The organism is Actinomadura macra NBRC 14102 (genome assembly GCF_001552215.1).
GTDB classification, from domain to species: Bacteria; Actinomycetota; Actinomycetes; order Streptosporangiales; family Streptosporangiaceae; genus Spirillospora; species Spirillospora macra.
In genome coordinates this window covers 46,069-71,009 of the sequence record NZ_BCQT01000013.1, presented here as the reverse complement: position 1 = coordinate 71,009, position 24,941 = coordinate 46,069, and the positions used below count along the sequence as shown (strand labels likewise).

Sequence of the window (24,941 nt, the reverse complement as noted above, 5' to 3'; positions counted from 1 at the left end):
GTGAATGCTGCGGGCGTTTCAGGAACTTCCGGGGGCGGTGAAGCGGGCGCTGGCTCTGGTGATGGCCGGGTGGTCGCCTGTGGTGGCTTCGAAGCGGGTCGATCCGGCGGTCCTCCAGGTGGTGACGGTCAGGGGGTCGCCGGGGAAGACGGGGGCAGAGAAGCGGGCTTCCAGGGCTGCCAGGTCGGTGGGGTGTGCGCCGATTCGCCTGGCCAGGGGGAGGGTGATCGCGGCCAGGGTGCAGAGGCCGTGCATGAAGGGGCGGGGCATTCCGGCGGCCTCGGCGGCTTCCGGGTCTATGTGCATGGGGTGGCGGTCACCCAGGAGACGGTAGAGGGCGGCCTGGTCCGGCTTCGTCTGGACGGTCAGGGTCTCGCCAGGCGGTGCGGCCGGACGGGGCGGCGCGGCGGGGCCGCGGTCGCCGCCGAAGCCGCCGGCGCCGGGGGCGAACAACGACCAGGTGGCCTCGAAGTAGTCGCTTTCCACGGCGACGTCGAAGACGGCGGCGCGGCCCTTGTCCCAGACGTCGGACACTCGGGCCTGCATGTGGAGTTCGCCCGACCTCGGCAGTGGCTTCACCATGTGGAGGCGCTGCCCCCCGTGAACGGCCGTGGTGATGTCGAAGGCGCCGGCGGCGCCCAAGGCGTCCGGGGCCCACTGGGCGAGGGTCAGCGCGAAGGTGGGGAGGACGCGGAGTCGCTCCTCGAAGACCAGGTCCAGGTCGGAGGCGGCGGCTCCGACGGCGAGGGCATAGAGGATGGGGCGGGTCTCGTCGTAGGCGACCGTGCGGGCGCCGAGGGTCCGGCCGCGCCATTCGCCGGCGTTCACGCGTCCGCTCCGAGGATCAGGCCACTGGTCGGGACGCCGGTCCCTGCGGTGACGAGAACGTGGTGGATGTCGCCCGGCTGGTTCATCGAGGTTCCCCGGACGAGCCGAACGGCTTCGGCGATCCCGTTCATGCCGTGGATGTACGCCTCTCCGAGTTGGCCGCCGTGCGTGTTGAACGGGAGGCGGCCACCGATCTCAAGATTGCCGTCGGCGATGAAGTCCTTGGCCTCGCCCTTGGCGCAGAAACCGAGCTCCTCAAGCTGTGGCAGGACGAGCGGGGTGAAGTGGTCGTAGAGGATCGCGGCCTGGACGTCGGCGGGGGTCAGGCGGCTCTGGGCGTAGAGCTGGCGGCCGACAAGGCCCATCTCGGGAATGCCGGTGATGTCGGAGCGGTAGTAGCTCGTCATCATGTGCTGGTCGTTGCCCGAGCCCTGGGCGGCACCCCAGACCAGGGCGGGGCGGTGCGGGAGGTCGCGGGCACGGGCGGCGGAGACGATGACGAGGGCCTGGCCGCCGTCGCTCTCCTGGCAGCAGTCGAGCAGGCGCAGGGGTTCGGCGATCCAGCGGGACGACTGGTGGTCCTCCAGGGTGATCGGACGGCCGTGGAACCACGCGGCGGGGTTCGTGGCGGCGTGGCGGCGGTCGACGACGGCGACGCGGCCGAAGTCCTCGCTGGTGGCGCCGTGGTCGTGCATGTACCGGCGGGCGAACATGGCGACCCACTGGGCGGGGGTCGAGAGGCCGAACGGGGTCATCCATGAGTAGGCGGCGCGGTCGGCGCTGACGTCCATCGGACGGTCCGCCTGGCCGAGGCCGTAGCGTTCGCCGGAGCGCTCGTTGAACGCGCGGTAGCAGACGACGACGTCGGCCATGCCGGTCGCGACGGCCATCGCGGCCTGCTGGACGGTGCCGCAGGCGCCGCCGCCGCCGTGCCCGACGCGGGAGAAGAACGTCAGCTCGCCGATGCCGAGATTGCGGGCGATGTGGATCTCGGAGCTGGTGTCGGCGGTGAAGGTGACCATCCCGTCCACGTCGGACGGTTCGAGGCCGGCGTCGGTGATGGCGGCGAGGACGGCCTCGCAGGCCAGCCGCAGCTCGCTGCGGCCGGACCGCTTGGAGAACTCGGTCGCGCCGATTCCGGCGATGGCGGCCGCGCCGGGCAGGACGCTCATGTGCCGTCTCCTCGCAGCTGGACGACGACCGTGCCGGTCACGTGGGCGCCGAGCGCGTTGTCGCCGCGGACGGCGATCTCGACCCGGTCGTCGCAGCGGGCCGTGACGGTGCCGGTCATCACCATGGTGTCGCCGGGATGGTTGGGGGCGCCGAGACGGATGCGGATGGCCTTCACCACGGCGGCGGGCCCGGCCCACGCGGTGACGTAGCGGTCGACGAGGCCGTTGGTCGTCAGGATGTTCATGAAGACGTCCGTGGCGCCGCGTTCGGCGGCCAGGGACGGGTCGTGGTGGACGTCCTGGAAGTCGCGGCCCGCCAGCGCGGTCGCGACGATCATGGTGCGGGTCAGCGGGATGGTGAGCGGGGGCAGTTCCTCCCCCACCTCGGGGCCGCGGCTCACAGGGTGGCGCCCAGCACATCGAGGTCGGCGGACGCGCCGCCGAGCGTCCCGGAGATCTGCTTGCCCCACAGGAAGTGGCGGTGCACCGGGTAGTCGACGTCGACGCCGATGCCGCCGTGCAGGTGCTGGACGCGATGGACGACGTTCAGCCCGCCCTCGCCCGACCACCACTTGGCGACCAGGACGGCGGACTCCGCGTCCTCCCCCGCGGCGAGCAGAGAGACCGCGTGCCACAGGCAGACGCGGAGCGCGTCGATCTCCATGAAGCAGTCGGCGAGCTGGTGTTGGACGGCCTGGAACGTGGCGAGGGGGCGGCCGAACTGCTCCCGCCGCGCGAGGTGGTCGGCGGCCATGCGCAGGGCGCCGTCGGCGACCCCGACCTGGACGGACGCGAGCGCGACGCGGGCGAGGCGGAGGACGGTCGCCAGGGCGCCGGCGCCGAGCGCGCGGGCCGGTGCGCCGTCCAGGGTGAGGTGGGCGGCGATGTCACGGCTGGTCGTCTCGGCGCGTTCCCAGGACGTTCCGTGCGCCCCCGCGTCCAGGAGGAAGAGGCCGGGGCCATCCGGGGAGCGGGCCGAGACCAGGACATGGTCGGCGGCGAACGCGGCGGGGACGACGGCCTTGGTGCCGGTCAGCCGCCAGCCCTCGCCGTCGCGGACGGCGGCGCACCACGGGCCGGCCGGGTCATGCGGGCCGAACTCCTCCAGCGCGAGCGTGTACCGGGCGGAGCCGTCGGCGGCGGACGGCGGCAGCGTGCCGTGCGCGGCCAGCGTGAGGGCCGCGACGATCGACGGCCAGAGCGGGACCGGCGCGACCGCGCGGCCCTGCTCTTCGAGCAGGACGCACAGCGCCGCGATCCCGAGGCCCGCGCCGCCCGCGTCCTCGGGGAGGGCGACGCCGATCAGCCCGGCGGCCGCGAGTTCCGTCCACAGGACGTCGTCGACGCCCGTCCCCGACCGCTCGACGGCACGGACGCGGTCCTGCGTGGCATGGTCGGTGAAGATCTGCCGGGCCAGGTCCCTGACCGTTTCCAGCTCCTCGCCAAGGGTGAAGTCCATCAGGCGTCCTTCTTCGGGCCCGCCGGGCGGAAGGCCGGCAGCGACAGGTCGGGGTCCGGGTCGATCCACTCCAGGACGACGGGCATGCCGATCGCGACGTCCGCGGGCGCGACCCCCGTCATGTTCGCGATCAGCCGGGTGCCCTCGGCCAGCTCGATCACCGCGACGACCAGGGGATGGTCGAAGGCCGGGTGGCGCGGATGGTGGCTGACCACGTAGGTGTGGACGTGGCCGGCGCCGGACGCCTCCACGCTGTCCCAGTCGAACGAGCCGCACTGCGGGCAGCACGGCCCGGGCGGGTGCCGCAGCGACTTGCAGTCGGCGCAGCGCTGGATGACCAGGCGATGCTCGCGCGCCGCCTCGAACCAGAACGCGTTGTCGGGGTTGAGCGCGGGCCGCGGACGCGGGGCCCTCCGCTCTGCCGGGCGGAAGCGGAGCGTCCGCCACCGCTGCGTGGCGACGACCTCGCCGGACGCGTCGCGGTAGGTCTTGATCGTGGTGACGAAACGTCCCGTGCCGAGGCCGGTCCGCTTCTCCGCGGAGATCGACTCCAACCGTTCCTCGACGCTGACGTGGTCGCCGGGGACCAGCTCGCGGTGGAACTCCAGCTCGGAGTCGGTCGCGACGACGGAGGTGTAGCCGCCTTCGGCGAGCATGGCCACGAGTTCGTCGAAGCCGGAGGGCGTGCCGTCCGGGGTCACGGTCGCGGCGTACCCGCGCATCGTCCACGCCTGGACCATCGAGGCGGGAGCCACGATCCCGGCGCGGCCGGACGCGCGGGCGGCGTCCTCGTCCAGGTAGACGGGGTTCGCGTCCTGCATCGCCTCGACCCAGTGGCGGATCATCGGGACGTTCACCGGGTCCTGGCCGGCGCGGCGCGCGACCAGCTCGCGGCCGACCCAGGACCGGAGACGATCTTCGTGACCGGTCACGAGCGCCTCGACCGCGGCAGCCCGAGGCCCTGGACTGCGACCATGTCGCGCAGCACCTCGTTGACGCCGCCGCCGAAGGTGTTGACGACGCCCTGCCGGGACAGCTGCTCGATCTGGCCGTACAGGACGGCGCCGGGCGACTCGGGGCGGACCCGGCCGGCCGCACCGAGCACGCCGGTCAGGGTGCGCTGCACGTCGATGTGCGTCTCGGTGCCGTACGCCTTGGCGGCGCCGGCCTGCGCGCCCGACAGCGTCCCCCGCTCGACGGCGCTGGTCATCTTCCAGTTCATCAGCCGCATCGCCTCCAGCCGTGCGTGCGTGCGGGCGAGGTCGGCGCGCACCCACGGCAGCTCGATGGCTCCGTTCTCCCGCGCCCAGGCCACGACGTCCTCCCACAACCGGATCATCCGGCCGCCGAGTGCGGCGAGGCCGATGCGCTCGTGGTTGAGCTGGGTGGTGATCAGGCCCCAGCCGCCGTCCACCTCGCCGACGACCTCGGACGCGGGGACGCGCACGCCGTTGTAGTAGGTCGCCGTCACCACCATCCCGCCGACGGTCCTGATCGGGCTCCAGGAGAACCCGTCCGAGGCGGTCGGGACGATGAGGATCGAGATGCCCTTGTGCTTGGGCGCGTCCGCGTTCGTGCGGGCGGCGAGCCAGATGTGGTCCGCGGTGTTGGCGCCGCTGGTGAAGATCTTGCTGCCATCGACGACATAGGCGTCGCCGTCGCGGACGGCGCGGGTGCGCAGCGCGGCGAGGTCGGTGCCCGCGTCCGGCTCGGTGTAGCCGATCGCGAAGACGATGTCCCCGGACAGGATGCCCGGCAGGAAGCGCTCCTTCTGCTCCTGCGTCCCGTACCGCATCAGGGTCGGCCCGACGGTGTTGACGGTGACGAACGGGAACGGCAGCCCGGCCCGCTGCACCTCGTCGAAGAACACGAACTGCTCGGCGATCGAGCGGCCCTGGCCGCCGTACTCGGCGGGCCAGCCGTAACCGAGCCAGCCGTCGTCGCCGAGCAGCTTGACGACCTCGCGGAACCGGTCGCCGCCCACGCCCTCCTCCCCGGTGCGGCGCCGCTCGTCCGCGGGCAGCAGCCCCGCGAAGTAGGCCCTCAGCTCCGCGCGCAGCCTCCGGTGCGCAGCGGACTCACGCAGATCCATGGATGCCTCTCGTGTCAGGGAAGGAAGCGCAGGCGGCCGGTGGCGGCGAACTCCCCGCGCAGCGCCGCCTTGTCGGCCTCGGTCATCGGCGCGTACTCGGATGCGCCCCGGCCCGCCCACCGGTACACCGCGTCGCCGGTGCGCCAGCCTTCGAGCTGCAACTCCTTCTTCTTGAGCTTGCCGGACCCGGTCGTCGGGAGGGCGTGCGAGACGCGCACGTAGCGCGGGGCGCCCTTGGTGCCGAGGTCGTCTTGGGCGGCGAGGAACGCCGCGAAGTCCAGATCCTCGAACCGGACGCCCTCGGGCACCTCGATCGCCGCCATCACCTGGTCGCCCGAGCGCGGGTCGGGGACGCCGAACGCCACCGCGTCCACGATCCTCGGGTGGCGGCGGACGACGTTCTGGGTCAGCAGCGCCGAGATGTTCTCCGAGTCCACCCGGATCCAGTCGCCGGAGCGCCCGCCGAAGTACAGGAACCCGTCGCCGTCGACGTAGCCGAGGTCGCCCGTCCAGTACCAGCCGTGCCGGACGCGCTCGGCGTCGGCCTCCGGGTTGTTGTAGTAGCCCTCGAACCGCGCGGCGCCGTGCACGTCGACGATCTCGCCGACGGCGGCCTCGGCGTTGGTCACGCGGCCGTGCCCGTCCAGGATCGCCGGAGCGCACGTCTCCCGCGTCTCCGGGTGGACGATCCGGACACCGTCGTGGGCGGGCACGCCGAACGCCGTCGGCGGCGCGCCCGGCACCGACTTGATCATTCCGGCGCCCTCGCTGGAGCCGTAGCCCTCCACTAGCCGCGCGCCGAACCGCCGCAGGAACTCGGCCTTGTCCTCGGGTGATGCCTCCGTCCCGAAGCCGTGGGTGAGGGTGTTGTCACCGTCGTCCGGCCGTTCGGGTGTGGCCAGGACGTAGCCGATGGCCTTGCCGACGTAGGTGAAGAACGTCGCACCGTAGTACCGCACGTCCGGCAGGAACCCCGACGCGGAGAACGTCGGTGCGAGGACGATCGTCGCGCCCGCCGCCAGCGAGGGTGCCCACAACGCCATCAGCGCGTTGCCATGGAACAGCGGCATCGGGCAGTAGCTGACGTCCTCGCGCTTGATGTTGTATTTGGCGCTGTTGTCACGGCCCAACTCGGCGAGCCTGCCCTGTGAGCATCGCGCCGCCTTCGACGCCCCGGTCGTCCCGGACGTGAACAGCAGCAACATCTGCGTCTCGGGGATGATGTCCGGGGCCGGAGCAGGAGCGGCTCCGGCGGCGTGCCGTTCCAGCCGCTCCGCGTAGTCCCCGCCGTCCACCAGGAGGAAGCGGTCGCGCGGGACGCCGATGTCCAGGCCGTCCAGCAGCTTCGCGCCCGCCTCGTCCGTGACGAGCAACTGGAGGTCGGTGTGCCGGACCTCCTGCTCCAGGTAGGCACCGGTGCGGGTGGAGTTGATCCCGACGACGGTCGCGCCGGACAGCGCCGCCGCTCCGAGCCACAGCACGTATTCGGGGACGTTGTCGAGCAAGACACCGATGTGGAACGGGCCGTCCCGGCGAAGTGCGCGGGCCAGCGACGCGCGGGCGGCGCTCTCCCGGACGACCTCGTCCCACGTCCACGTCCGCCCGCGGCTGCGCAGGCCCGGGCGGTCGTCCCCCAGCCGCGCCAGCAGCAGACCCGCGATCGTCTCGTCTCGCACGTTCGCTCCCTCGGCGGCTAGGCGAGCTGGGACGGCTGCTGGACGAGCACGCAGCGGGTCCCGGCGTAGATCTCCGTCATGCACTTGTTGCAGTGGATGCACAGGGACCGGGTGCCCGGCTTGTCCTTGATCCGCTTGATCAGGTCGGGTTCGCGCAACAGCGCCCGCGCCATCGCCACGAACTGGAAGCCCTCCTCCATCGCCGTGTCCATGGCCGCCTTGTCGGTGACGCCGCCGAGCAGGATCAGCGGCAGCTTCACCGCCGCGCGGATCTGCCGGGCGTCCTCCAGCAGATAGAGATCCTTGTACGGGTAGGAGCGCAGCTTCCACCGCCCGAACAACTGCACGCCGAGCTTCATCGGCTGCGGCATGATCGCGGCGAACTCGCGGAGCGGCGCGTCCCCCTTGAACAGGTACATCGGGTTGAGCAGCGAACTGCCCGCGGTCAGCTCCAGGGCGTCGACCGTGCCGTCCTCCTCCAGCCACCGCGCGACCTGAACGGCCTCGTCCAGCCAGAATCCGCCGGGCACGCCGTCGTCCATGTTCAGCTTGGCGGTCACCGCGATCCGGTCGCCGACCGCGTCCCGGACGGCGCGGGCGATGTCGCGCGACAGCCGCGCCCGGTTCGCCAGTGAGCCGCCGTACTCGTCCCCCCGATGGTTGATCTTCGGGCTGAGGAACGAGCTGGCCAGGTAGTTGTGGCCGAGATGGATCTCCACGGCGTCGAAGCCGGCCTCGACCGCCATCCGGCCCGCGTACCCGTGGCCCCGCACGACCCTGGCCAGGTCGGCGCGGGTGGCGGCCTTGGTGAAGCTGGTGGTGGTGGCGTGGAAGTGCCGGCCCGGCCCGAGCGCGGGGGCACCGTTGCCCTTGGGGCTGGCGACCGGCCCGGCGTGCCCGATCTGCGCGGCGACGGCGGCGCCCTCGGCGTGCACGGCCTCGGTCAGCTTCCGCAGGCCGGGCAGCGCCTCGTCGGTCCAGAGGATCTGCTTGCGGTCGGTGCGCCCGTCCGGCGCGACCGCGCAGTAGGCGACGGTGGTCATGCCGACGCCCCCGGCGGCATGCCGGACATGGAAGTCGATCAGCTCGTCGGTGACCAGGCTGTTCTTGCTGAGCCCCTCGTAGGTCGCCGCCTTGACGATGCGGTTGCGCAGCGTGACGGGCCCCAGCCTCGCCGGGGCGAGCACATCGGGGATCGGGTCTTTCATCGAGGTCCCTGCTTCCTTCCTGGGCCGTCCGCGCGTAGGTGGGCGGGCCAGACGCTAATCACCGGGGCGCCGCGGCGCCCCGGGCGTCCCGCTGACCGGGAGCCCCGCGTCACCGGGACTCAAGGGCGGCGGCGATCCGGTCCGCCTGGGCCTCGGAGTCCGCCAGCTGGCGCAGGAGCCACAGGCGCAGGACACGGGTGACGGCCGCCGCCAGATACAGGGCGCCGCCCAGGACGGTCAGCCCCAGGAAGCCGATGGCGAGGGTCTGGAGCGAGCCGACGTCGCGCAGGTCGTCCTGCGTCAGCGAGACGTTGTAGGCGACGAAGACGCCCGCGACGCCCGCGACCATCAGGACGGCCCCCACGACGCGGAGCACCCCGTCATAGCGGAACTGGTCGGTCTTGAGCTTCTGCCGCGCCACGTCGTCCTTGAACCTGCGGCGCCGTTCCTCGGTGAGCATGGTCGGTCAACCTCCCAGATAGTCGCTGGACAACCGGTCTTCGATCGCGGCGGGCGGGCCGGCGGCCACCACGCGACCGTGCAGCATCAGCGCCGCGGTGTCGGCGATCGGCAGCACGGCGCGGGCGAACTGCTCGGCGACCAGCACCGACAGGCCCCCCTCGACCAGCTCCGCGACGGTCTCGTACATCCGTGTGACGATCATGGGCGCGAGGCCCATGGACAGCTCGTCGAGCAGGAGCACCGCCGGATCGGTGCCGAGGGCGCGCGAGAGCGCCAGCATCTGCTGCTCGCCACCGGACATCGATCCGGCGAGCTGGTGGCGCCGCTCCCCGAGGACGGGGAACCGTGCGTATGCCCTGTCCTCCACGTCCTCCAACCGGGCGCCCGTCCCGGTGGCGGCCCACAGGTTCTCCCGGACCGTCAGGTTGGGGAAGATGCCGCGCCCCTCGGGGATGGAGCACACGCCCAGCCGCGCCGCGTCCTGCGCCGAGACGCCGTTGACCGTCCGCCCGGCGAACCGCAGCTCGCCCCCGGTCGGGGGATGCAGGCCGGCGCACACGCGCATGGTGGTGGACTTCCCGCCGCCGTTCGGGCCGAGCAGCGCCAGCAGTGACCCGGGCCGCAGCACCAGGTCCACGCCGTGCAGCACCTCGATCGCGCCGTATCCCGCCCGGATCCCCGCCAGTTCCAGCAACGGGTCCTCGCCCGGCTGTTCCGTCTGCGGAAGGGTGCCCCCCCGGTTCGCTTCGCTCATTTGGGAGCCTCCTCAGTCCCGATATACGCGGCGATGACCTCGGGCGACTCCCGGATCTCCTTCGGCGTGCCGGACGCGATGAGCGCGCCGTAGTCGAGGACGTGGATCGTGGAGCACAGCCCCATGACGAGGGGCAGGTCATGCTCGACGAGGCAGATCGCCAGGCCCTCGTCCGCCAGGGCGGTGAGCATCTCGGCGAACGCGTCGGTCTCGCGTTCGGTCTGGCCGGAGGCGGGCTCGTCCAGCAACAGGAGGCGCGGTGAGGTCATCAGTGCGCGCGCCACCTCCACGACGCGGGCCCGGCCGATGGGGATGTCGGAGACGTCGCGATCGGCGATGTCGGTGAGCCCCGTACGCTCCAGGATCTTGTCCGTCGCCTCGTCCAGGTCGAAGCGCTTGCGGGTGGTGCCGCGCAGGACGTCTCCGGCGACCCGGACGTTGTCGCGCACCGACAGCGACAGGAACAGCTCCAGCCGCTGGAAGGTCCGCGCCATGCCGCGCCGCGCGCGCTTGGCCGGGGACAGCTTGGTGATGTCGGCGCCGTCCAGGAGCACCTGCCCGGACGCGGGCCTCTGTAGCCCGGTGATCGTGTTGAACATCGTGGTCTGCCGGCGCCGTTCGGTCCGATCAGCCCGGTGATCCGGCCCTCGGCCATCGTGAGGCCGACGTCGTCCACGGCGGTATTGCCACCGAACCGGACGGTGACCCCGCGGGTCTCAAGCAGTGACACTGGCCTCTCCCCTCTCGGCCGGGACGGGCGCAGGACGAGGGATCGCCCGGCTCGGGGCGGCGGGCAGGCCCAGTTCGCGGTCGAGCCTGGCGCGCAGTTCGTCGGTGTACGGCTCGTCGACGCCGAGCAGTTCCAGCGGCGTCGCGCGCCCGCGGCTCTCCTCCCGGTACATCCGGCCGAGGACCGGCAGGAGCATGGCCACGCACAGGGCCGTGATCGCGAACGTCCATGCGCCGATCACGTCCGTCAGCGCCAGGACATACAGGACCGCGCCGACGGCGCCGCCCCCGTACAGGACGGGTCGCGCGCCGCGCAGCGGCCGGTAGCCCTCGACCACGTCGTGGACGAAGCCGCTCGGGTTCTTACCGACGCCCATCCCGATCAGCGCCGTGAACACCAGCACCAGATGGCCGAGCGTGGTGTAGATCGAGGACATCCCCTCGTGGTCCAGGGCCAGCTCGCCGAAGGTGGCCACCAGGACGGCCGAGCCGACGCCCGCCATCAGCCCGCCGAACAGGGCGCCGCTGAGGTAGCCGATGCCCGCGACCACGACCAGCATCAGCAGCCCGAGGCTCCCGATGATCGTGAAGTTCTCCGGCCCGACCGAGCCGGTGGCGGCCGACATCAGCACGCCGCCGAGCCCCGCGATGGCCGCGGAGATCATGAAGACGCTCAGCTTCAGCCGGACGAGGTTCTGCCCGAGCATCGCCGTGGCCGCCGGGCTGTCCTTCATCGCCGCGAGCCGGCGCCCGTACCCGCTGCCCCGCAGCGCCGCGAGCCCGACGGCGATCAGGGCGAACAGCGCGGTCGCGGTCATCAGGGACGTCCGCCCGTCCCGCAGGTCGAGCGGGCCGGCCTTGAGCGGCGGGACGACGAGCGACCCGTCGGGGAAGAGCGTGAACGTCAGGCCGAACAGCGCGTGCTCGGTGGTGTCGCGCAGAACCATGGTGGACAGGAACACCCCGAACGCCATGGTCGCCAGCGCGAGGTAGAGCCCGCGCAGCCGCAGCGCGGGCAGCGCGACGAGCCCGCCGACCAGCGCGGTCACCACGACCGCCAGCAGCACCCCCTGCACGTTCAGCCGCGCCGCGAGCCCGCTGCCCTCCACCCCGAAGTGGAACGCCACGATCGTGGCGATGGCCGCGAAGGACAGCGGCGCGAGGTTCAGCTCGCCCGCGTATCCGGTGAGGACGGTCAGCGACAACGCCGTGATCGCGAACATCATGCCGAGCGCGAACATGGTGATCCCCGCGTCCGAGAGCAGCAGGCTGTAGAGGTACACGGCCGCGACCAGCACCGCGCCCCATGCCGCCGCGGACCGGACGGTCGGGACCCGGTACCGCTCGCGGGTCCGGATCGCGGCCCCGCGCAGCCGGTCCTGGGGCAGTACCACCAGCACCACGAACAAGATGATCATGGGGAGCGAGACGCGCAGGTTGCCGGTGACCGTCCCGGCGGACGGCAGGTAGGCCAGCACGTAGTTGGCGGTCAAGCCCAGCACCATCGCGCCGGCGAAGGTGCGCGGGATGCTGCGCAGCCGCCCGAACATCGCCGCCGCGAACGCGTCGATCACCAGCAGCGTCAGCGCGTCGGCGTCCAGCGACCCGCCGCTGATCGGGACGATCAGCACCCCGGCCAGTACCGCGAGGGTGGAGCCGAGCGCCCACGACAGCATCGCGGCCCGCTCGGGGTCGTGCCCGTTCAGCCGCAGCAGGTCCGGGTCGTCCACCGATCCGCGCATCACCACCCCCGCCCGGCTGCGGGTGAACAGCACCCGTAGCCCGGCGGCGATGGCCACGGCGGCGACCAGGCAGACGATCTCGTGGTAGCGGACCACCACGCCGGAGATGGTGATCTTGGCGCCCGCGCCGAAGAACATGTCCACCGAGCGGGTCTCGTCCGGGTTCCAGATCCACTGGGCCAGGTAGACCGTCCCGAGCAGCACCGCGACCGTCACGATGATCCGGGTGACGTCGGCGGTGCCGCGCAGCCCCCTCATGATCACCGCGTGCAGGGCGGCGCCCATCACGGGCCCGACGAGACCGACCACCACGATCAGCCCCAGCCAGGTCGGCCAGCCCCACGCCTGCGTGAACTGCCAGTACAGGAACGTGCCGAACATCGCCTGCGCGCCGTGCGCGAAGTTGAAGATGCCCGAGGTGTTGTAGGTCAGGACGAGCCCGGAGGCGGCGATGGAGTACACCGCGCCGAGGACCAGGCCCAGGAGGGTATAGGTCAGGAACGTCGTCATGGGTCACCGCCTCCGGCGGGTCGGGTCAGGAGGTCTGCGGCTTGATGACGTCACCGGTCAGGAACCTGGTGGACGTGCGGGCGCCGTCGAGCTTGGTGCCCCATGTCTTCGGGTCGGTCTTGACGACGAAGTCGGCGCCGCACTCGAACTCACCGGTGTTCTTCGGGAAGACCTGCTCGTACTTCGTCCCGTTGAGCCTGACCATCAGCGAGCAGGACGCCGGCTTGTTGTTGCCCGGGTCGGTCGGCGCGTGCAGGCCACCGCCCGTCCACTCGTGCACCTTCGACAGCTCGTTGATCACGCACTGCCGGGTGAGGGTGGAGCCGCACGCCTTCGCCGACTGCGCCCACAGCAGGAACGAGGACGTGGCCTGCATGCCGAGCAGCGCGACCTTGCCTTTGCGGGTGTTCACGAGGTCCATGTACTGCTTGACCGCCGGGACCTTCGCGGCGTTCTCGAACGGCTGGAAGATCATGCCGATGCGCATCGTGTCGCCCACGCCCGCGGTGTTCCACTTGGAGACGAACGGGCTGTACCAGGTGGCCTCGAACAGGTAGGTCGGCTTGACGCCGGCGCGCGCGATCGAGTCCAGCAGGCTGAACTGGCCGGGGTCGGGGGTCTCGGACGTCCACAGGTACTGCGCGCCGCACTTCTTGATCTTTTCGGCGAACGGCATGTAGCTGCTCTCACCGGCGTCGTTCAGCCGGACACCGCACTCCAGCGGTGTGGCCCCGATCCCCTTCATCGCGCTGACGATCTTGTTGGTGCCGGCGGTGACGGCGGGTGAGGTGGACAGCAGCACGTCCGTCTTGTCCTTGAAGCCGGGAAGGTTCTTCTCGGCGAGGCGCAGGCCGCCGATGTTCATCAGGTCCACGGGGTACGGGACGGCCTCGTACTTCATCGGGCCCATCGTGGCGTCCGGCCCGACGGTGAAGCCGGCGACCGTGGGCAGCTTGCAGCCCACCCGGTACTGCTCGGCGGCCTGGTCCATCGCGAAACCCTGCCCGACCAGCATGAAGTCCTGCTTGCACGCCTGCTGCATCACCTTCACCGACTGGGTGTAGGCGGCGTCGTACTGGTTCCCCTTGATCTTGCGCCCGTTGATGCCGCCCTGCTGGTTGCACCAGTCGATCATCGCGGCGACGGCGTCGCCCATCTCCTTGGACAGGCCGGGGGCCGAGGTGAAGCCCCGGTCGTCGCCGAAGCCGATGCTGATCTGGCCGTCGGTGACGCCCTGGTCGGTGGCGCCCTTGGCGTCACCCTTGCCGCACGGCGACGGCAGCGTGCCGAACGTCGAGGCGCTCGCGGCCGCTCCGGCGCCGCCCTTCGTCCCGGACCCGCCGTCCGTACCGGACTGGGCGTCGGTGTCTGAGCGGTCGCCGGCGCAGGACGTGGTGAGCAGCGCGAGGGCGACGGCTCCCGCCGCAAGGCGCCCGAACTTATCGACCTTCATCTGGTCGTGCTCCTTTCACCAGCCGCACAGCGCGGCGAGTGGGGTGGGGTGGTCGGCGGGGGGCGCGGGACGGTCAGCCGAAGTTCGCCTGACCGCCGTCGAGCGGCACGGTGGCGCCGGTGAGGTAGCGCATGCCGGGCTGGACGAGCGCCAGCACCGCGCGTCCGATGTCCTGCTCGCACGAGACCGGGGATCGACCCGGTGTCGGCGACGTCGCACCCGAACGCCTCGGCCTCGGCGCCCCGCTCGCGGATCAACGCGCGGGTCGCCTCCAGCTTGGCCGTCGTCCGGCCGAGCACGGCGACGGCCGCGCCGTCCGAGGCGAGGGCCAGCGCGATGCCCTGGCCGACGCCCTGACCGGCGCCCGTCACGATCGCGACCTTGTCGTCGAGGGTTCCCATGCTTCTCCCGCCTGCGGTGTCCCGGTGCGGTCATCGTGATGTGACGGGGCCCACGTGCCATGCGCAGTCCCGCTCACCGGGAACACGAACGCGTGCCGGCCGGGCCGGACCATCCCGCTCAGCGGAAAGACCTGGTAGGACCGGGGTCACGGATGAGAATCTGCGGCCAGGCGACGAGGAGGTCCGATGGCCACGACGGCGATGGAGATCATGCGGCGGCTGACCGGCCCCGGCGGCGGCTTCGAGCTGCGCGAGGAGGACGTCCTCGGCGCCCGGCTGCCGGTGTTCGCCCACCGCCCCCGGTCGCTCGGGGAGGTGCTGGCCGCCTCCGCGTCCTTCGGCGACCGCGACTACATCGTCACCGCCACGCGCCGGATGAGCTTCGCCGAGCACCTCGCCTCGGTCGCCTCCATGGCCAGGGCCCTGCGCGAGGACCACGGCGTCCGCCCGGGCGACCGCGTCGCCATCAACGCCGCCAACAGCCCGGACTGGATCGTCTCGTTCTGGGCCGCCATCGCCGCCGGAGCCGTCGCCGTCGGCTACAACGCCTGGTGGACGCCCCGCGAGATCGAGTACGCCCTCGCCCACACCGAGCCCACGGTCGTCATCGCCGACGCCAGGCGGGCCGCGCTGACGCCGGGGCCGGTCCTCACCATCGACGAGGACATCCCGGCCCTCACCTCCCGCCATCCGGACGCGGTCCTGGACGTCCCCGACGTCGCCGAGGACGACCCCGCGGTCATCCTCTACACGAGCGGGACGTCGGGCCGTCCCAAGGGTGCGGTGCACTCGCACCGCAACCTGACATCGGTGATCGAGTACCACCGCTTCAACGACGCGCTCCTGCGCGAACTCGGGGACCGGTCCGTCCGCCGCTACCTGCTCGCCCTCCCCCTGTTCCACATCGCGAGCCTGCACAACCTGGCCGTCCCCCGGCTCGCCACCGGCACCGCCGTGATCATGCACGAGGGCGGCTTCGACGTGGACGAAGTCCTGCGGCTGATCGAGCGGGAGCGCGTCACGAACTGGGGCGCCGTCCCCACCATGGCGAACCGGATGATCGAGCACGGCGATCTCTCGCGCTACGACACCTCGTCCCTGACCGCCTTCTCGCTGGCCTCCGCACCGTCCTCGCCGGCCTTCAAGGAGCGGCTCCGCGCCGCGTTCCCGCCGGCCCGGGGCGCACTGGTCGACAGCTACGGCCTTACCGAGTCCTGCACCGGCATCGCCACCGCGACCCCCGCCGACCTGGCCGAGGAGCCGGGCACGCTCGGCCGCCCGTCCGTCGGCGTCCAACTGGAGATCCGTGACCCGGACGGCAAGCCGCTGCCCGAGGGCGAGGAGGGCGAGGTCTGCGTCCGCAGCGCCTACAACATGCTCGGCTACTGGCGGGACGAGGAGGCGAGCGCCCACGCCATCGGTGCCGACCGCTGGCTGCGCACCGGCGACATCGGCATGCTCGAGCGGGGCCGCCTCCGGCTCACCACCCGCCGCTCCGACCTGATCATCCGCGGTGGCGAGAACGTCTCTCCGGGCGAGATCGAGAACGCGCTCGCCGAGTTCCCCGGCGTCCGGGAGTGCGTCGTGCTCGGCGCCCCGCACCCCGACCTCGGCCAGGAGGTCTTCGCGGTCGTGGTATTCACCGGCGACGTCCCGTCACAGGAGGATCTGACGGCCTTCGCCCGCGACCGTCTCGCCTACTTCAAGGTCCCGTCCCGCTGGCGCCTCACCACCGAGCCGCTCCCCCGCAACGCCACCGGCAAGGTGATCCGCCGCGAGATCGTCATCGCCTGATCCCCTTTTACGCCGGACCGCGCCCGGGCACGAAAGTCCCGTCGTCGTTCCGGCCGCAATTCGTGTGCCGAGAACGGTTCCCTGGAATGGGCCGGGCCCGGCGGTTCCCGGAAATCCGCGAACTGGACACTTGCCGGCCATCGGGCATACTTGGCCGGTACGTGGACCTGTGGGAGGTACCACCACCCGCGACGCGATGCGCGGACACCGAAGTGAGGGGCCTGACTTCATGAGCGGTGCCGAGGGCCTGCCGCCTGTGATCGACGCGGTCGCCGCCGGCGAGCCGCCCGAGGAACTGATCGCGCTGCTGCGCTGGGCCAATTCCGCCGGCGTCCGGCGTGACACGCTCATCGCCGAGATTGAGGCGGGCGTCACGCGTGCCGAACGGGGCGGCAGCGAGGAGGGCGCAGCGGCGCTGCGCGGACTCCTCGACCGTATTACCGGCTTCTGCGGACCGAACGCGCGGATCGAACTGCGCTGAGACACGCGAAACGGCACGAAGAGGCCGTGCCCGCGCCGCACCCGGCGGGCCGCGCGCCCATATGATTTTCTGCCATGGGCCGAGCGCGCACCCCCGACCGCTGTCCGGACTGCTCCGCACCGCTGTCGGTGGCCGAGGGCTTTCCCGCCTGGTGTGCCCATTGCGACTGGGGTGCGGTCACCGTCCAGGCAAGCCATTCCCCGGCCCGGGGATTCCTGGCCCGCAGGTCGACCCGGATGGTCGAGAAACTGTACGAGGAGGTATCGCGCTCCCCGGCCCACCGTCCCGGCTGGGATCCGGCCCGGGTGGCCTCCTACACCCTGGCGATCTGCGTGCACACCAGCACCGTCGCCCTGGTCGCGTTCGCGCTCTGGCTCATGATCGCGGTGCCGAACCCCGTCACCGTGGTCGTGGCGGTCTCCGCCGTGCTCGTGGCCTGGGCGATCAGGCCCCGTTTCGGCAGCCTGCGCACGGCGCCGCACGCGCGGTACCGGGAGGACGCCCCCGTCCTGTTCGCCCTGCTCGACCGGGTGGCGGGCGAGCTCGGCTCCAAGCCCGTCCACGCCGTCGTCGCGTCCGGCGCCTACAACGCGGCCTACACCACCGTCGGATGGCGCCGCCGCCGTGTACTGATCCTCGGCCTGCCCCTGTGGGACGTCCTCCCCCCGCAGCAGAAGGTGGCGCTCCTCGGCCACGAACTCGCGCACGGCGTCAACGGCGACTCCCGGCACGGCATGATCGTGGGCACGTCCCTGTCCACGCTCGGCCGCCTCTACCAGCTGTGGCGGCCCAGCCCGCGCGACCATCGGCTGAACTACTTCATCGACCTGTTCGCCCGCCTGTTCCAGATTCTGCTGAGCGCCGCCGTCGCCGCGGTGCTCCTCCTCCAGAACATCCTGACCCTGCGGGCCGGCCAGCGGGCGGAGTACGTCGCGGACGCGTTAGCCGCACGCCTGGCCTCCCCGTCCCATGCCGCCGGGCTGCTCGACACACTCGTGATCGCCGAGGCGACGCACGTCCACACCGTCCAGCAGCACATGCTGAACGACCGCCGGAGCGACTACTGGGGCGATCTCCGCACGGCGCTCGCCGCCCTCCCCGAGTCCGAGCGCGAGCGCCGCCGCCGCGCCGCCGCCGGCCAGCGCCTCCGCGTGGACGAGAGCCACCCTCCCACCCACCTGCGCATCGCCGCTCTGAGCACGCATTCCGCGCGCCCGCCCGCGGTGCGGATGACGCCCGCCGAGGAGGCCGCCATCCGCGCGGAACTGTCGGCCGACTACGTGCGCATCGCCCACGACCTCATCGACACGGCGCGGGCAAGCCTCGCCTAGGGCGATCCCGGCCCGGTGTGCGGTCAGCGGGGGCGGGGCGGGTAGGTGGCGATGAACAGGCCCTCGGCCGTGACGCAGTCGCGGCCCCCCGCCCGGATCGCGCCCACGGTACGGATTTTGCGTCCGTCCACCGAGGTCTGGCGCGCGCTCACGGTCAGCGGCTCGAAGAGCGGGGTCAGGCGGTGGTAGCGCAGGGTCAGCTCCGCGGTCATGCCGGGAACGCCGGCCCAGCCGTTCGCGACGCCGAGGGTGTGGTCCAGAAGCAGCGCGGACACGCCCCCGTGCACGCTGGACGGCGGCCCCTGGTAGGGCAGGTCCAGAGTCACGGTGCCCTCGATGGAGCCGTCCTCGTTGCCGGTGTACTCCAAAGGCGGGGCCACCGGGTTCTCCGGGCCTGTCACGGGGTCGTGGCGGGTGTTGCCGTCGCCCTGCCACATGTCGACCAGGCGGTCCCCGCGGGACGGGGCGGCGGCCTCCAACTCGTCGGCGACGGCGTTCAGACGGCCGGCGATGTCGGCCATGTCGGTGTCGCTGAGGTCGCCCGCGCGGACCAGCGCCGCGATGACCCGGCGGGCCGCGGCGGCCGCTGCGTCGACACCGCCGGTCCTGCGCTCGGCATGCAGGTCGATGGTCATCACGCCCTCCCGGCCGGCCGCGGGTCGCGGGGCAGCCCGAGGAGCCGCTCACCGATGATGTTGAGCTGGACGTCCGTGGTACCGCCCGCGATCGACATGTTGCGGGAGTTCAGGAACATCCAGGTCGGGTCGTGCATGCCGCCCTCACCTTCGCCTGACAGCGCCTCGGGGCCGATCCAGTCCACGGCCGTCTCCCAGACCTGCTGGATGTGCTCGACGCCGATCAGCTTACCGATGCTGGACTCGGCGCCCGGCTGCCCGCCCGCGAGGGACCGCAGGGTCGTGCGCAGACCGAACAGGCTGCTGGACTGGGCGTCGCAGAGGATGCCGCCGAGGGTGGTGAGGCGCTCGGCGTCGCAGCAGTCGGAGACGAGCCGCAGCAGGGCCTCGCCGCCGCTGCCGAGGGAGGAGTCGTTGGACAGCGACACCCGCTCATTGGCGAGGGTGGTGCGGGCCAGCCGCCAGCCGTCACCGGGGACGCCGACGAGCAGGCCGTCGGGGATGAAGACGCCGTCCAGGAAGACCTCGTTGAAGAGGGTCTCGCCGGTCAGTTCGCGGAGCGGGCGGATGTCGATGCCGGGCGAGCCCATGTCGAGCAGGAAGTACGACAGGCCCTTGTGCTGGGGAACGGACGGGTCGGTGCGGGCCAGCAGGATGCCCCAGTCGGCCTCGCGGGCCATGGACGTCCAGACCTTCTGGCCGCTGATCCGCCAGCCGCCGTCGACCTTCTCGGCGCGGGTGGTGAGGGCGGCGAGGTCGGAGCCGGCGCCGGGCTCGGAGAACAGCTGGCACCAGTGGACGTCGCCGCGCAGGGAGCCGGGCAGGAAACGCTCGTGCTGGGCGGGTGAGCCGTGCTCGATGAGCGTCGGGACGACCCAGTTCCCGATGATCATGTCGTGCGCGCGCAGGTCCGCCGCGCGCATCTCCTCGGCGATCACCAGCTGGGTGACGGCGTCGGCGCCCTTGCCCCACGGCACGGGCAGGTGCGGGGCCGTGTAGCCGCGATCGGCGAGGTAGGTCAGGCGGGCGCGGCCGTCCAGGGCCGTGGCGGGCTCCAGCTCGGCGCGGACCTCGGCGCGGATGCGATCGGCTTCACCTGGGAGCTCGACGCTCAGCTCGCGGCGGACGCCGTCCAGGGTGAGGGCCGCGACGCGGCGGTGCCAGGCGCCGGTGGAGCCGAGCAGGACGCGCAGGCTCTGGGTGCGGCGCAGGTAGAGTCCCGCGTCGTGCTCCCAGGTGAAGCCGATGCCGCCGAGGGTCTGGATGCAGTCCTTGGCGGTCTGGAACGCGGCCTGGACGCTGGTGGCGCCGGCGACGGCGGCCGCCAGCGACGCCTCGCCCGGGGCGGTGCCGGGCTCCTGGGCGCGGGCGGCGTCCCAGGCGCAGGCGCGGGCCTGCTCGGCGTGCGCCAGCATCCGGGCGCAGCGGTGCTTGACGCCCTGGAACTGGCCGATCGGGCGGCCGAACTGCTCGCGGACCTTCGCGTAGTCGGCGGCGGTGGAGGTCGCCCAGTCGGCGAGACCGGACGCCTCCGCGGCGAACAACGTCGCGGCCAGGTCCAGGACGGTCCGCGTGTCGAGGTCCAGGACCGACTCGGCCGCGACCACGCTGTCCGCGGCCTCGATCCGCGCCAGGCGGCGGGTCAGGTCGTGGCTCGGCAGGCCGGTCACCGTCACCGCGGTGCGCGGGACCACCAGCCAGACCGTCCCGTCGCCGTCCCTGGCGGGCAGGACGAGGACGTCCGCGAGCTGGGCGCCCAGGATCGGCGCCGACGTCCCGGTCAGCGTGCGGCCGGCGCCGGTGCGCGCCACTTCCAGGCCGCCCGCGTCCAGGCCCACCGCGCCGATCAGCGCCCCGGCGGCGAGACCCGGCAGGTGCGCGGTGTGCCCGGCACGGTGCAGGACGGCGCTCGCGAGCACGGTCGGCAGGAAAGGCCCCGGCGTCATCGCGCGGCCCAGTTCCTCCAGGACGACGGCCGACTCCACGAGGCCGAAGCCCGCGCCGCCGGCGCTCTCGGGCAGGTGCAGGCCGAGCAGCCCCTGCCCGGCGAGATCGTCCCAGAACTCCGGCGGCTTCTCGTGCTCGGCGTCCACGGCGGCGCGGACGACCGCCTGCGTCACCTGCCGGGACGTGAAGGCGCGCACCGCGTCGCGCAGGTCGCGGTGCTCCTGGGTGAGTCCGATGGTCATGAAGGTCCTAGATCCGTTCGATGATGGTGGCGGTGGAGTGCGCGCCGCCGGCGCACATGGTGACGAGGGCGGTCGAGGCGTCGGAACGCTCCAGCTCGTACAGCGCCTGGGTGAGCAGGCGGGCGCCGGTGGAGCCGACCGCGTGGCCGAGGGCGATGGCGCCGCCGTTGGCGTTGACCCTGTCCATGTCGGGCTCGTGGACGGACGCCCACGACAGCACCACCGACGCGAACGCCTCGTTGATCTCGACGAGGTCGATGTCGGACAGCTTCATTCCGGCCCGCTCCAGAACGTGCGCGGTCGCCTCGACCGGCCCGTCCAGGTGGTAGTAGGGGTCGGAGCCGACCATGCCGGACGCGACGATCCGGGCGCGCGGGCGCAGGCCGAGCGCGGCGGCCCGGTCGGCGGACATCAGCAGCACGCCGGCGGCGCCGTCGCTGATCTGCGAGGCGTTGCCCGCCGTGTGGACGCCGTCCGGGAGGACCGGGGACAGCCTCGCCAGCCCCTCCGCGGTCGTGTCGCGCAGGCCCTGGTCGCGGGTGACGGTGGTGGTCTCGCCGGTCGGCCCCTGGTGATCGGGACCGGTCATGACCGGCGCCTCGACCTCGATGATCTGGCCGGCGAAGCGGCCCTCCGCCCAGGCCCGCGCCGCCTTGCGCTGGGACGCCAGGCCGAACGCGTCCGCGTCCGCGCGGGTGATGCCGCGCTTCGCCGCGATGCGCTCGGCGGCGGTGAACTGGTCGGGCATGTCCAGGTCCCAGCCGTCCGGGGCGGGGCTGCCGGTCTCGGGGGTGAGCGCTTGACCGAGGAACACCCGGCTCATGGCCTCGACGCCACAGCTGATCCCGGTGTCGATCGCTCCGGCGGCGATCAGGGCCGCGACGATATGCACCGCCTGCTGGGACGAACCGCACGCGCAGTCGATCGTGGTGCAGGCCGTCCGGTAGGGCAGGCCGGCATGCAGCCAGGCGTTACGGGTGACGTTGTTGGACTGCTCGCCCGCCTGCGTCACGCAGCCGCCGACGACCTGCCCGACCGTGCCGGGATCGACATCCGTGCGCTCAAGCAGGCCGCGCTGGACGAGGCCGAGCAGGTGCGCCGGGTGCAGGCCGGACAGGGCGCCGTGGCGCTTGCCGACCGGGGTGCGGGCGGCGTCGACGATGACGGCCTCAGGCATGGGAACTCCCTTGTGTCCAGTTCGGCGAAGGTCGGCCGGCGCCCGCCGCAGACCACGGCGGCGCGCTGCGGCACTGCCGCGGCCACCGCCCCGAACGGCGTCGCCAGAGTCAGCGTCATGGCCGGAAGATTAGAATTCGTTCTTATCTGCGACAAGGACGGTCCCACTGAGCGGTCCGTACCGCTCGATCGCCTTGTTCGATCCGCTCACCGGGACGCCTGGTCTGGCAGAAATAGAATACGTACTAGTCTCTGCGGCCATCGAGAACACCGACGGGAGCACCGATGAACGCTGACCTCACCCTGGCGGGTCGCACCGCCATCGTCACCGGCGCCGGCGCCGGGCTGGGCCGCAGCGAGGCGCTCGCGCTGGCCGCGCGGGGCGCGAACGTCGTCGTCAACGACATGGGTCCTGCCGCGGCGGGCGTCGTCACCGAGATCGAGGCCGCCGGCGGCCGGGCCGTCGCGGTGACCGGCGACGTCGGCGACTGGAGCCTGGGCGACACGCTGGTGTCGGCCGCCGTCGACACGTTCGGTTCCCTGGACATCCTGGTCAACAACGCGGGCGTGCTGCGCGACAGGATGCTGTTCAACCTGTCGGAGTCGGACTGGGACGACGTCCTGCACGTCCACCTGAAGGGGCACGCCTCGCTCTCCCGCGCCGCCGCCGTCCACTGGCGGGCCGCGAGCAAGGCCGCCGGCGGGCCGGTCTACGGCCGCGTGATCAACACCGCGTCCGAGGCGTTCCTGTTCGGTTCGGCCGGGCAGCCGAACTACTCCGCCGCGAAAGCCGGGATCGTGGCGCTCACGCTGTCCACCGCGCAGGGCCTCGCCCGGTACGGGGTGCGCGCCAACGCGATCTGCCCCCGCGCGCGGACCGCGATGACCGAGGCGTCCTTTGGCGAAGCCGGCTCCCCCGGCGGACTGGACGTCATGGCCCCCGAGCGCGTCGGGACGTTCGTCGGCTACCTGGCGTCGCCCGCGTCCGCGAAGATCAGCGGGCAGGTGTTCGTCGTCTACGGCGACATGGTCGCGCTGCTGGCCGCACCGACGGTCGAGCAGAAGTTCACCGCCGCGGACGGGATCTTCTCCGTCGAGGAGCTCGGCGCGCAGCTCACGCCCTACTTCGAGGACCGGGACGCCCACCGCACCTACGCCGCCTACAGTGTCGCCGCCCTGGACACCACCGGGGTCACCGCCACCATGTGACACCCGGCACGAGACGGCCGCCCTCCCCCGGGGAAGGCGGCCGTCGTTCTCAGGACACCCGTCCCTCAGAACAGCTCGGGACCGCGCACGGTCGCCTCGGCGCCACCGTCCACGTAGATGACCTGCCCCGCCATGTGCGAGTTGGACGGGGAGATCAGCCAGCGCAGCGCGTCGGCGATCACCTCCGGACCGGCGTGACCGTTCAGCGGCATCGGGACGGCCTTCTCCATGGCCGTGCGCATCCGCTCGTCCGCGAACAGCGGCGCGCTCATCGGTGTCAGGACGACCCCCGGCGCGACGGCGTTGAGCGGGATGCCCGCGCCCGCCCATCCGGGCGCGACCGCGGCGCGGCGCAGCCACTGGGCCAGCGCCGACTTCGAGGACGGGTAGAGCCGGTTCCCGGCGCCGGTCTCCACCACCTTCTCGGCCGCCGCGAGCGCCGCGGGCTCGTCGCCGTCCAGACAGGCCCGCACGACGGCCTCGTCCACCGGCTGCGTACCGGAGATCGATCCGACGACCGCGGCGCGGGGCCGCTCCGCGCGCGCCAGCGCCGGGCGCAGCCCGTCCAGCAACCCGACCGCGCCGAAGAAGTTCACCGTGACGGTGAGCGGCGTCGGCCCGGACACCCCGGCGCAGGCCACAACACCGTCCAGCACGCCGCCCGAGCGGTCCAGCAGCTCGGCGACGGCCCGCTCGCGGCCCGGTGCGGTGCCGAGGTCGGCGCACACCTGCACGTCGCGGAGATCGATGCCGATCACCTCGTCGCCGCCCTCGCGCAGTTGCCCGGCGAGGGTCGCACCGATGCCGGAGGCCGACCCGCTGACCACGATCGTTCGTCCCATGCCCGCTGTGTCCTTTCTCGAAGTGTGAGCCGCCTCCCTCGGCGGCGAGCCGCACTGCGGCCGCCCCTCCCGATCACCGGGAGACGAGCCCCTTGGGCCGAGAGTGGGATCTAATGCGAGTTTGAGCGGGGCGCGAGCAGGAGGTTGCAGGCGAGACGGATGTCGCTCTCGACGTCGGCCATGGACGCCCGGCCGTTCAGGCTCGACTGGAGCACGCCGTACCAGCACTGCATCAGCAGCCGGACGAGCGTGACGTCCTGCGCGGTGGGCACCTCGATCCCCACGGTCCGCAGCACGATCTCGCGGAAGGTGCCGTCGATCCGCCCCGTGTCGGCGACCGTCGCACCGTTGGCGGCGTTGGACGCATGGAGCATCGAGGCCGCCAGGACCGGCTGCGCCAGCAGCTGCTGGCTGGCGCGCACGAGCAGGTCGGCGACCGCCTCCTCCGGCGGGGTGCCCGGGGCGGGTCTGGTGATGCCCTCCTCGAACCGGTCGACCTGCGCCGCCATCACCGCGGTGAACAGGTGGATCTTGGAAGGGAAGTAGCGGTACAGCGTTCCGATCGCGACCCCGGCGGCCTTCGCGACCTCGTGCATCTGGACGCGCTCCAGGCTCTTCTCGCCGCCGATCCGCGCCGCGGCGCGCAGGATGCGGCGGCGCCGGTCGTGCTGCTCGGGCGAGCTGGGCTCGGCCGACAGCCGGGCCGATGCGATCCTCGCCACGTTCTCCCCCGTTCGCCTCCAGTGCTGACACGACAATACATAGGACGCCTGGGGCTCAGGAGAACCCGGATACCGC

Annotated in this window: 23 protein-coding genes; 4 read left to right on the top strand and 19 right to left on the bottom strand. The window is 72.3% G+C overall.

Annotation, left to right across the window (positions count from 1 at the left end; genetic code table 11):
* Positions 1-18 precede the first annotated feature (18 nt).
* From AMA02S_RS22785 to AMA02S_RS40580, 14 genes are all read right to left on the bottom strand, one after another.
* Positions 19-828, bottom strand: coding sequence for a MaoC/PaaZ C-terminal domain-containing protein (locus tag AMA02S_RS22785; RefSeq protein WP_067461426.1), 810 nt, complete (start codon positions 826-828; stop codon positions 19-21).
* Positions 825-2,000: a lipid-transfer protein gene (locus AMA02S_RS22780; protein WP_067461425.1), complete on the bottom strand. Its 1,176-nt coding sequence runs from the start codon at positions 1,998-2,000 to the stop codon at positions 825-827. The genes AMA02S_RS22785 and AMA02S_RS22780 overlap by 4 nt, the downstream gene beginning before the upstream one ends.
* Positions 1,997-2,401, bottom strand: a complete 405-nt coding sequence (locus tag AMA02S_RS22775) for a MaoC/PaaZ C-terminal domain-containing protein (RefSeq protein WP_067461424.1) — start codon at positions 2,399-2,401, stop codon at positions 1,997-1,999. The genes AMA02S_RS22780 and AMA02S_RS22775 overlap by 4 nt, the downstream gene beginning before the upstream one ends.
* Positions 2,398-3,459, bottom strand: coding sequence for an acyl-CoA dehydrogenase family protein (locus AMA02S_RS22770; protein ID WP_067461423.1), 1,062 nt, complete (start codon positions 3,457-3,459; stop codon positions 2,398-2,400). Before AMA02S_RS22770 ends, AMA02S_RS22775 begins: the two co-directional genes overlap by 4 nt.
* Positions 3,459-4,391 carry a bifunctional MaoC family dehydratase N-terminal/OB-fold nucleic acid binding domain-containing protein gene (locus AMA02S_RS22765; RefSeq protein ID WP_067461422.1) on the bottom strand — a complete coding sequence of 311 codons (933 nt, stop codon included), beginning with the start codon at positions 4,389-4,391 and terminating at the stop codon, positions 3,459-3,461. Before AMA02S_RS22765 ends, AMA02S_RS22770 begins: the two co-directional genes overlap by 1 nt.
* A complete protein-coding gene (locus tag AMA02S_RS22760) occupies positions 4,388-5,551 on the bottom strand; it encodes an acyl-CoA dehydrogenase family protein (protein ID WP_067461421.1) in 1,164 nt (387 codons plus the stop codon). Before AMA02S_RS22760 ends, AMA02S_RS22765 begins: the two co-directional genes overlap by 4 nt.
* Positions 5,552-5,565: 14 nt before the next feature.
* The gene (casI, locus tag AMA02S_RS22755; RefSeq protein ID WP_067461420.1) at positions 5,566-7,227 is read right to left on the bottom strand and encodes a steroid-22-oyl-CoA synthetase; all 1,662 of its coding nucleotides are present in this window, start codon (positions 7,225-7,227) and stop codon (positions 5,566-5,568) included.
* Between the two features lie 17 nt (positions 7,228-7,244).
* Positions 7,245-8,435: an NADH:flavin oxidoreductase gene (locus AMA02S_RS22750; RefSeq protein WP_067461419.1), complete on the bottom strand. Its 1,191-nt coding sequence runs from the start codon at positions 8,433-8,435 to the stop codon at positions 7,245-7,247.
* 109 nt (positions 8,436-8,544) lie between these two features.
* On the bottom strand, positions 8,545-8,895 hold the full coding sequence (locus tag AMA02S_RS22745) for a hypothetical protein (protein WP_067461418.1): 351 nt from the start codon (positions 8,893-8,895) through the stop codon (positions 8,545-8,547).
* Positions 8,896-8,901: 6 nt separating this feature from the next.
* Positions 8,902-9,651 (bottom strand): ABC transporter ATP-binding protein, encoded by a 750-nt coding sequence (locus AMA02S_RS22740; RefSeq protein WP_067461417.1) that lies wholly within the window; start codon positions 9,649-9,651, stop codon positions 8,902-8,904.
* Positions 9,648-10,250: an ABC transporter ATP-binding protein gene (locus AMA02S_RS22735; RefSeq protein WP_245667740.1), complete on the bottom strand. Its 603-nt coding sequence runs from the start codon at positions 10,248-10,250 to the stop codon at positions 9,648-9,650. Before AMA02S_RS22735 ends, AMA02S_RS22740 begins: the two co-directional genes overlap by 4 nt.
* A 117-nt stretch (positions 10,251-10,367) precedes the next feature.
* Positions 10,368-12,632, bottom strand: a complete 2,265-nt coding sequence (locus AMA02S_RS22730) for a branched-chain amino acid ABC transporter permease (protein WP_067461416.1) — start codon at positions 12,630-12,632, stop codon at positions 10,368-10,370.
* Between the two features lie 25 nt (positions 12,633-12,657).
* Positions 12,658-14,085, bottom strand: a complete 1,428-nt coding sequence (locus AMA02S_RS22725; protein ID WP_067461415.1) for an ABC transporter substrate-binding protein — start codon at positions 14,083-14,085, stop codon at positions 12,658-12,660.
* Entirely contained in the window at positions 14,082-14,486 is a 405-nt protein-coding gene (locus tag AMA02S_RS40580; protein WP_084265492.1) for an SDR family NAD(P)-dependent oxidoreductase, read from the bottom strand. The genes AMA02S_RS22725 and AMA02S_RS40580 overlap by 4 nt, the downstream gene beginning before the upstream one ends.
* 186 nt (positions 14,487-14,672) lie before the next feature.
* On the opposite strand from AMA02S_RS40580, the gene casG reads away from it, so the two are divergent.
* The 3 genes from casG (at position 14,673) to AMA02S_RS22710 (ending at position 18,092) form a co-directional block, all read left to right on the top strand.
* Positions 14,673-16,280 (top strand): steroid-24-oyl-CoA synthetase, encoded by a 1,608-nt coding sequence (gene casG / locus AMA02S_RS22720; RefSeq protein WP_218005095.1) that lies wholly within the window; start codon positions 14,673-14,675, stop codon positions 16,278-16,280.
* Positions 16,281-16,509: 229 nt separating this feature from the next.
* Positions 16,510-16,761: a hypothetical protein gene (locus AMA02S_RS22715; protein ID WP_067461414.1), complete on the top strand. Its 252-nt coding sequence runs from the start codon at positions 16,510-16,512 to the stop codon at positions 16,759-16,761.
* A 74-nt stretch (positions 16,762-16,835) separates the two neighbouring features.
* On the top strand, positions 16,836-18,092 hold the full coding sequence (locus AMA02S_RS22710) for a M48 family metallopeptidase (protein WP_084265491.1): 1,257 nt from the start codon (positions 16,836-16,838) through the stop codon (positions 18,090-18,092).
* A 23-nt stretch (positions 18,093-18,115) separates the two neighbouring features.
* Here AMA02S_RS22710 and AMA02S_RS22705 read toward each other — a convergent pair whose 3' ends face one another.
* Genes AMA02S_RS22705 through AMA02S_RS22695 form a run of 3 tightly spaced genes read right to left on the bottom strand, consistent with a single transcriptional unit; the run spans position 18,116 to position 22,093 of the window.
* Positions 18,116-18,727 carry a PaaI family thioesterase gene (locus tag AMA02S_RS22705; RefSeq protein ID WP_067461412.1) on the bottom strand — a complete coding sequence of 204 codons (612 nt, stop codon included), beginning with the start codon at positions 18,725-18,727 and terminating at the stop codon, positions 18,116-18,118.
* The gene (locus tag AMA02S_RS22700; RefSeq protein WP_067461411.1) at positions 18,727-20,916 is read right to left on the bottom strand and encodes an acyl-CoA dehydrogenase family protein; all 2,190 of its coding nucleotides are present in this window, start codon (positions 20,914-20,916) and stop codon (positions 18,727-18,729) included. The genes AMA02S_RS22705 and AMA02S_RS22700 overlap by 1 nt, the downstream gene beginning before the upstream one ends.
* Positions 20,917-20,923: 7 nt before the next feature.
* The gene (locus AMA02S_RS22695; RefSeq protein ID WP_067461410.1) at positions 20,924-22,093 is read right to left on the bottom strand and encodes a steroid 3-ketoacyl-CoA thiolase; all 1,170 of its coding nucleotides are present in this window, start codon (positions 22,091-22,093) and stop codon (positions 20,924-20,926) included.
* A gap of 284 nt (positions 22,094-22,377) precedes the next feature.
* Here AMA02S_RS22695 and AMA02S_RS22690 point away from each other — a divergent pair, with 284 nt between their 5' ends.
* A complete protein-coding gene (locus AMA02S_RS22690) occupies positions 22,378-23,301 on the top strand; it encodes a 3-oxoacyl-ACP reductase (protein ID WP_067461409.1) in 924 nt (307 codons plus the stop codon).
* Between the two features lie 65 nt (positions 23,302-23,366).
* Here AMA02S_RS22690 and AMA02S_RS22685 read toward each other — a convergent pair whose 3' ends face one another.
* Positions 23,367-24,143: an SDR family oxidoreductase gene (locus tag AMA02S_RS22685; protein ID WP_067461408.1), complete on the bottom strand. Its 777-nt coding sequence runs from the start codon at positions 24,141-24,143 to the stop codon at positions 23,367-23,369.
* Between the two features lie 110 nt (positions 24,144-24,253).
* Positions 24,254-24,865 carry a TetR/AcrR family transcriptional regulator gene (locus AMA02S_RS22680; RefSeq protein ID WP_067461407.1) on the bottom strand — a complete coding sequence of 204 codons (612 nt, stop codon included), beginning with the start codon at positions 24,863-24,865 and terminating at the stop codon, positions 24,254-24,256.
* Between the last annotated feature and the right edge of the window lie 76 nt (positions 24,866-24,941).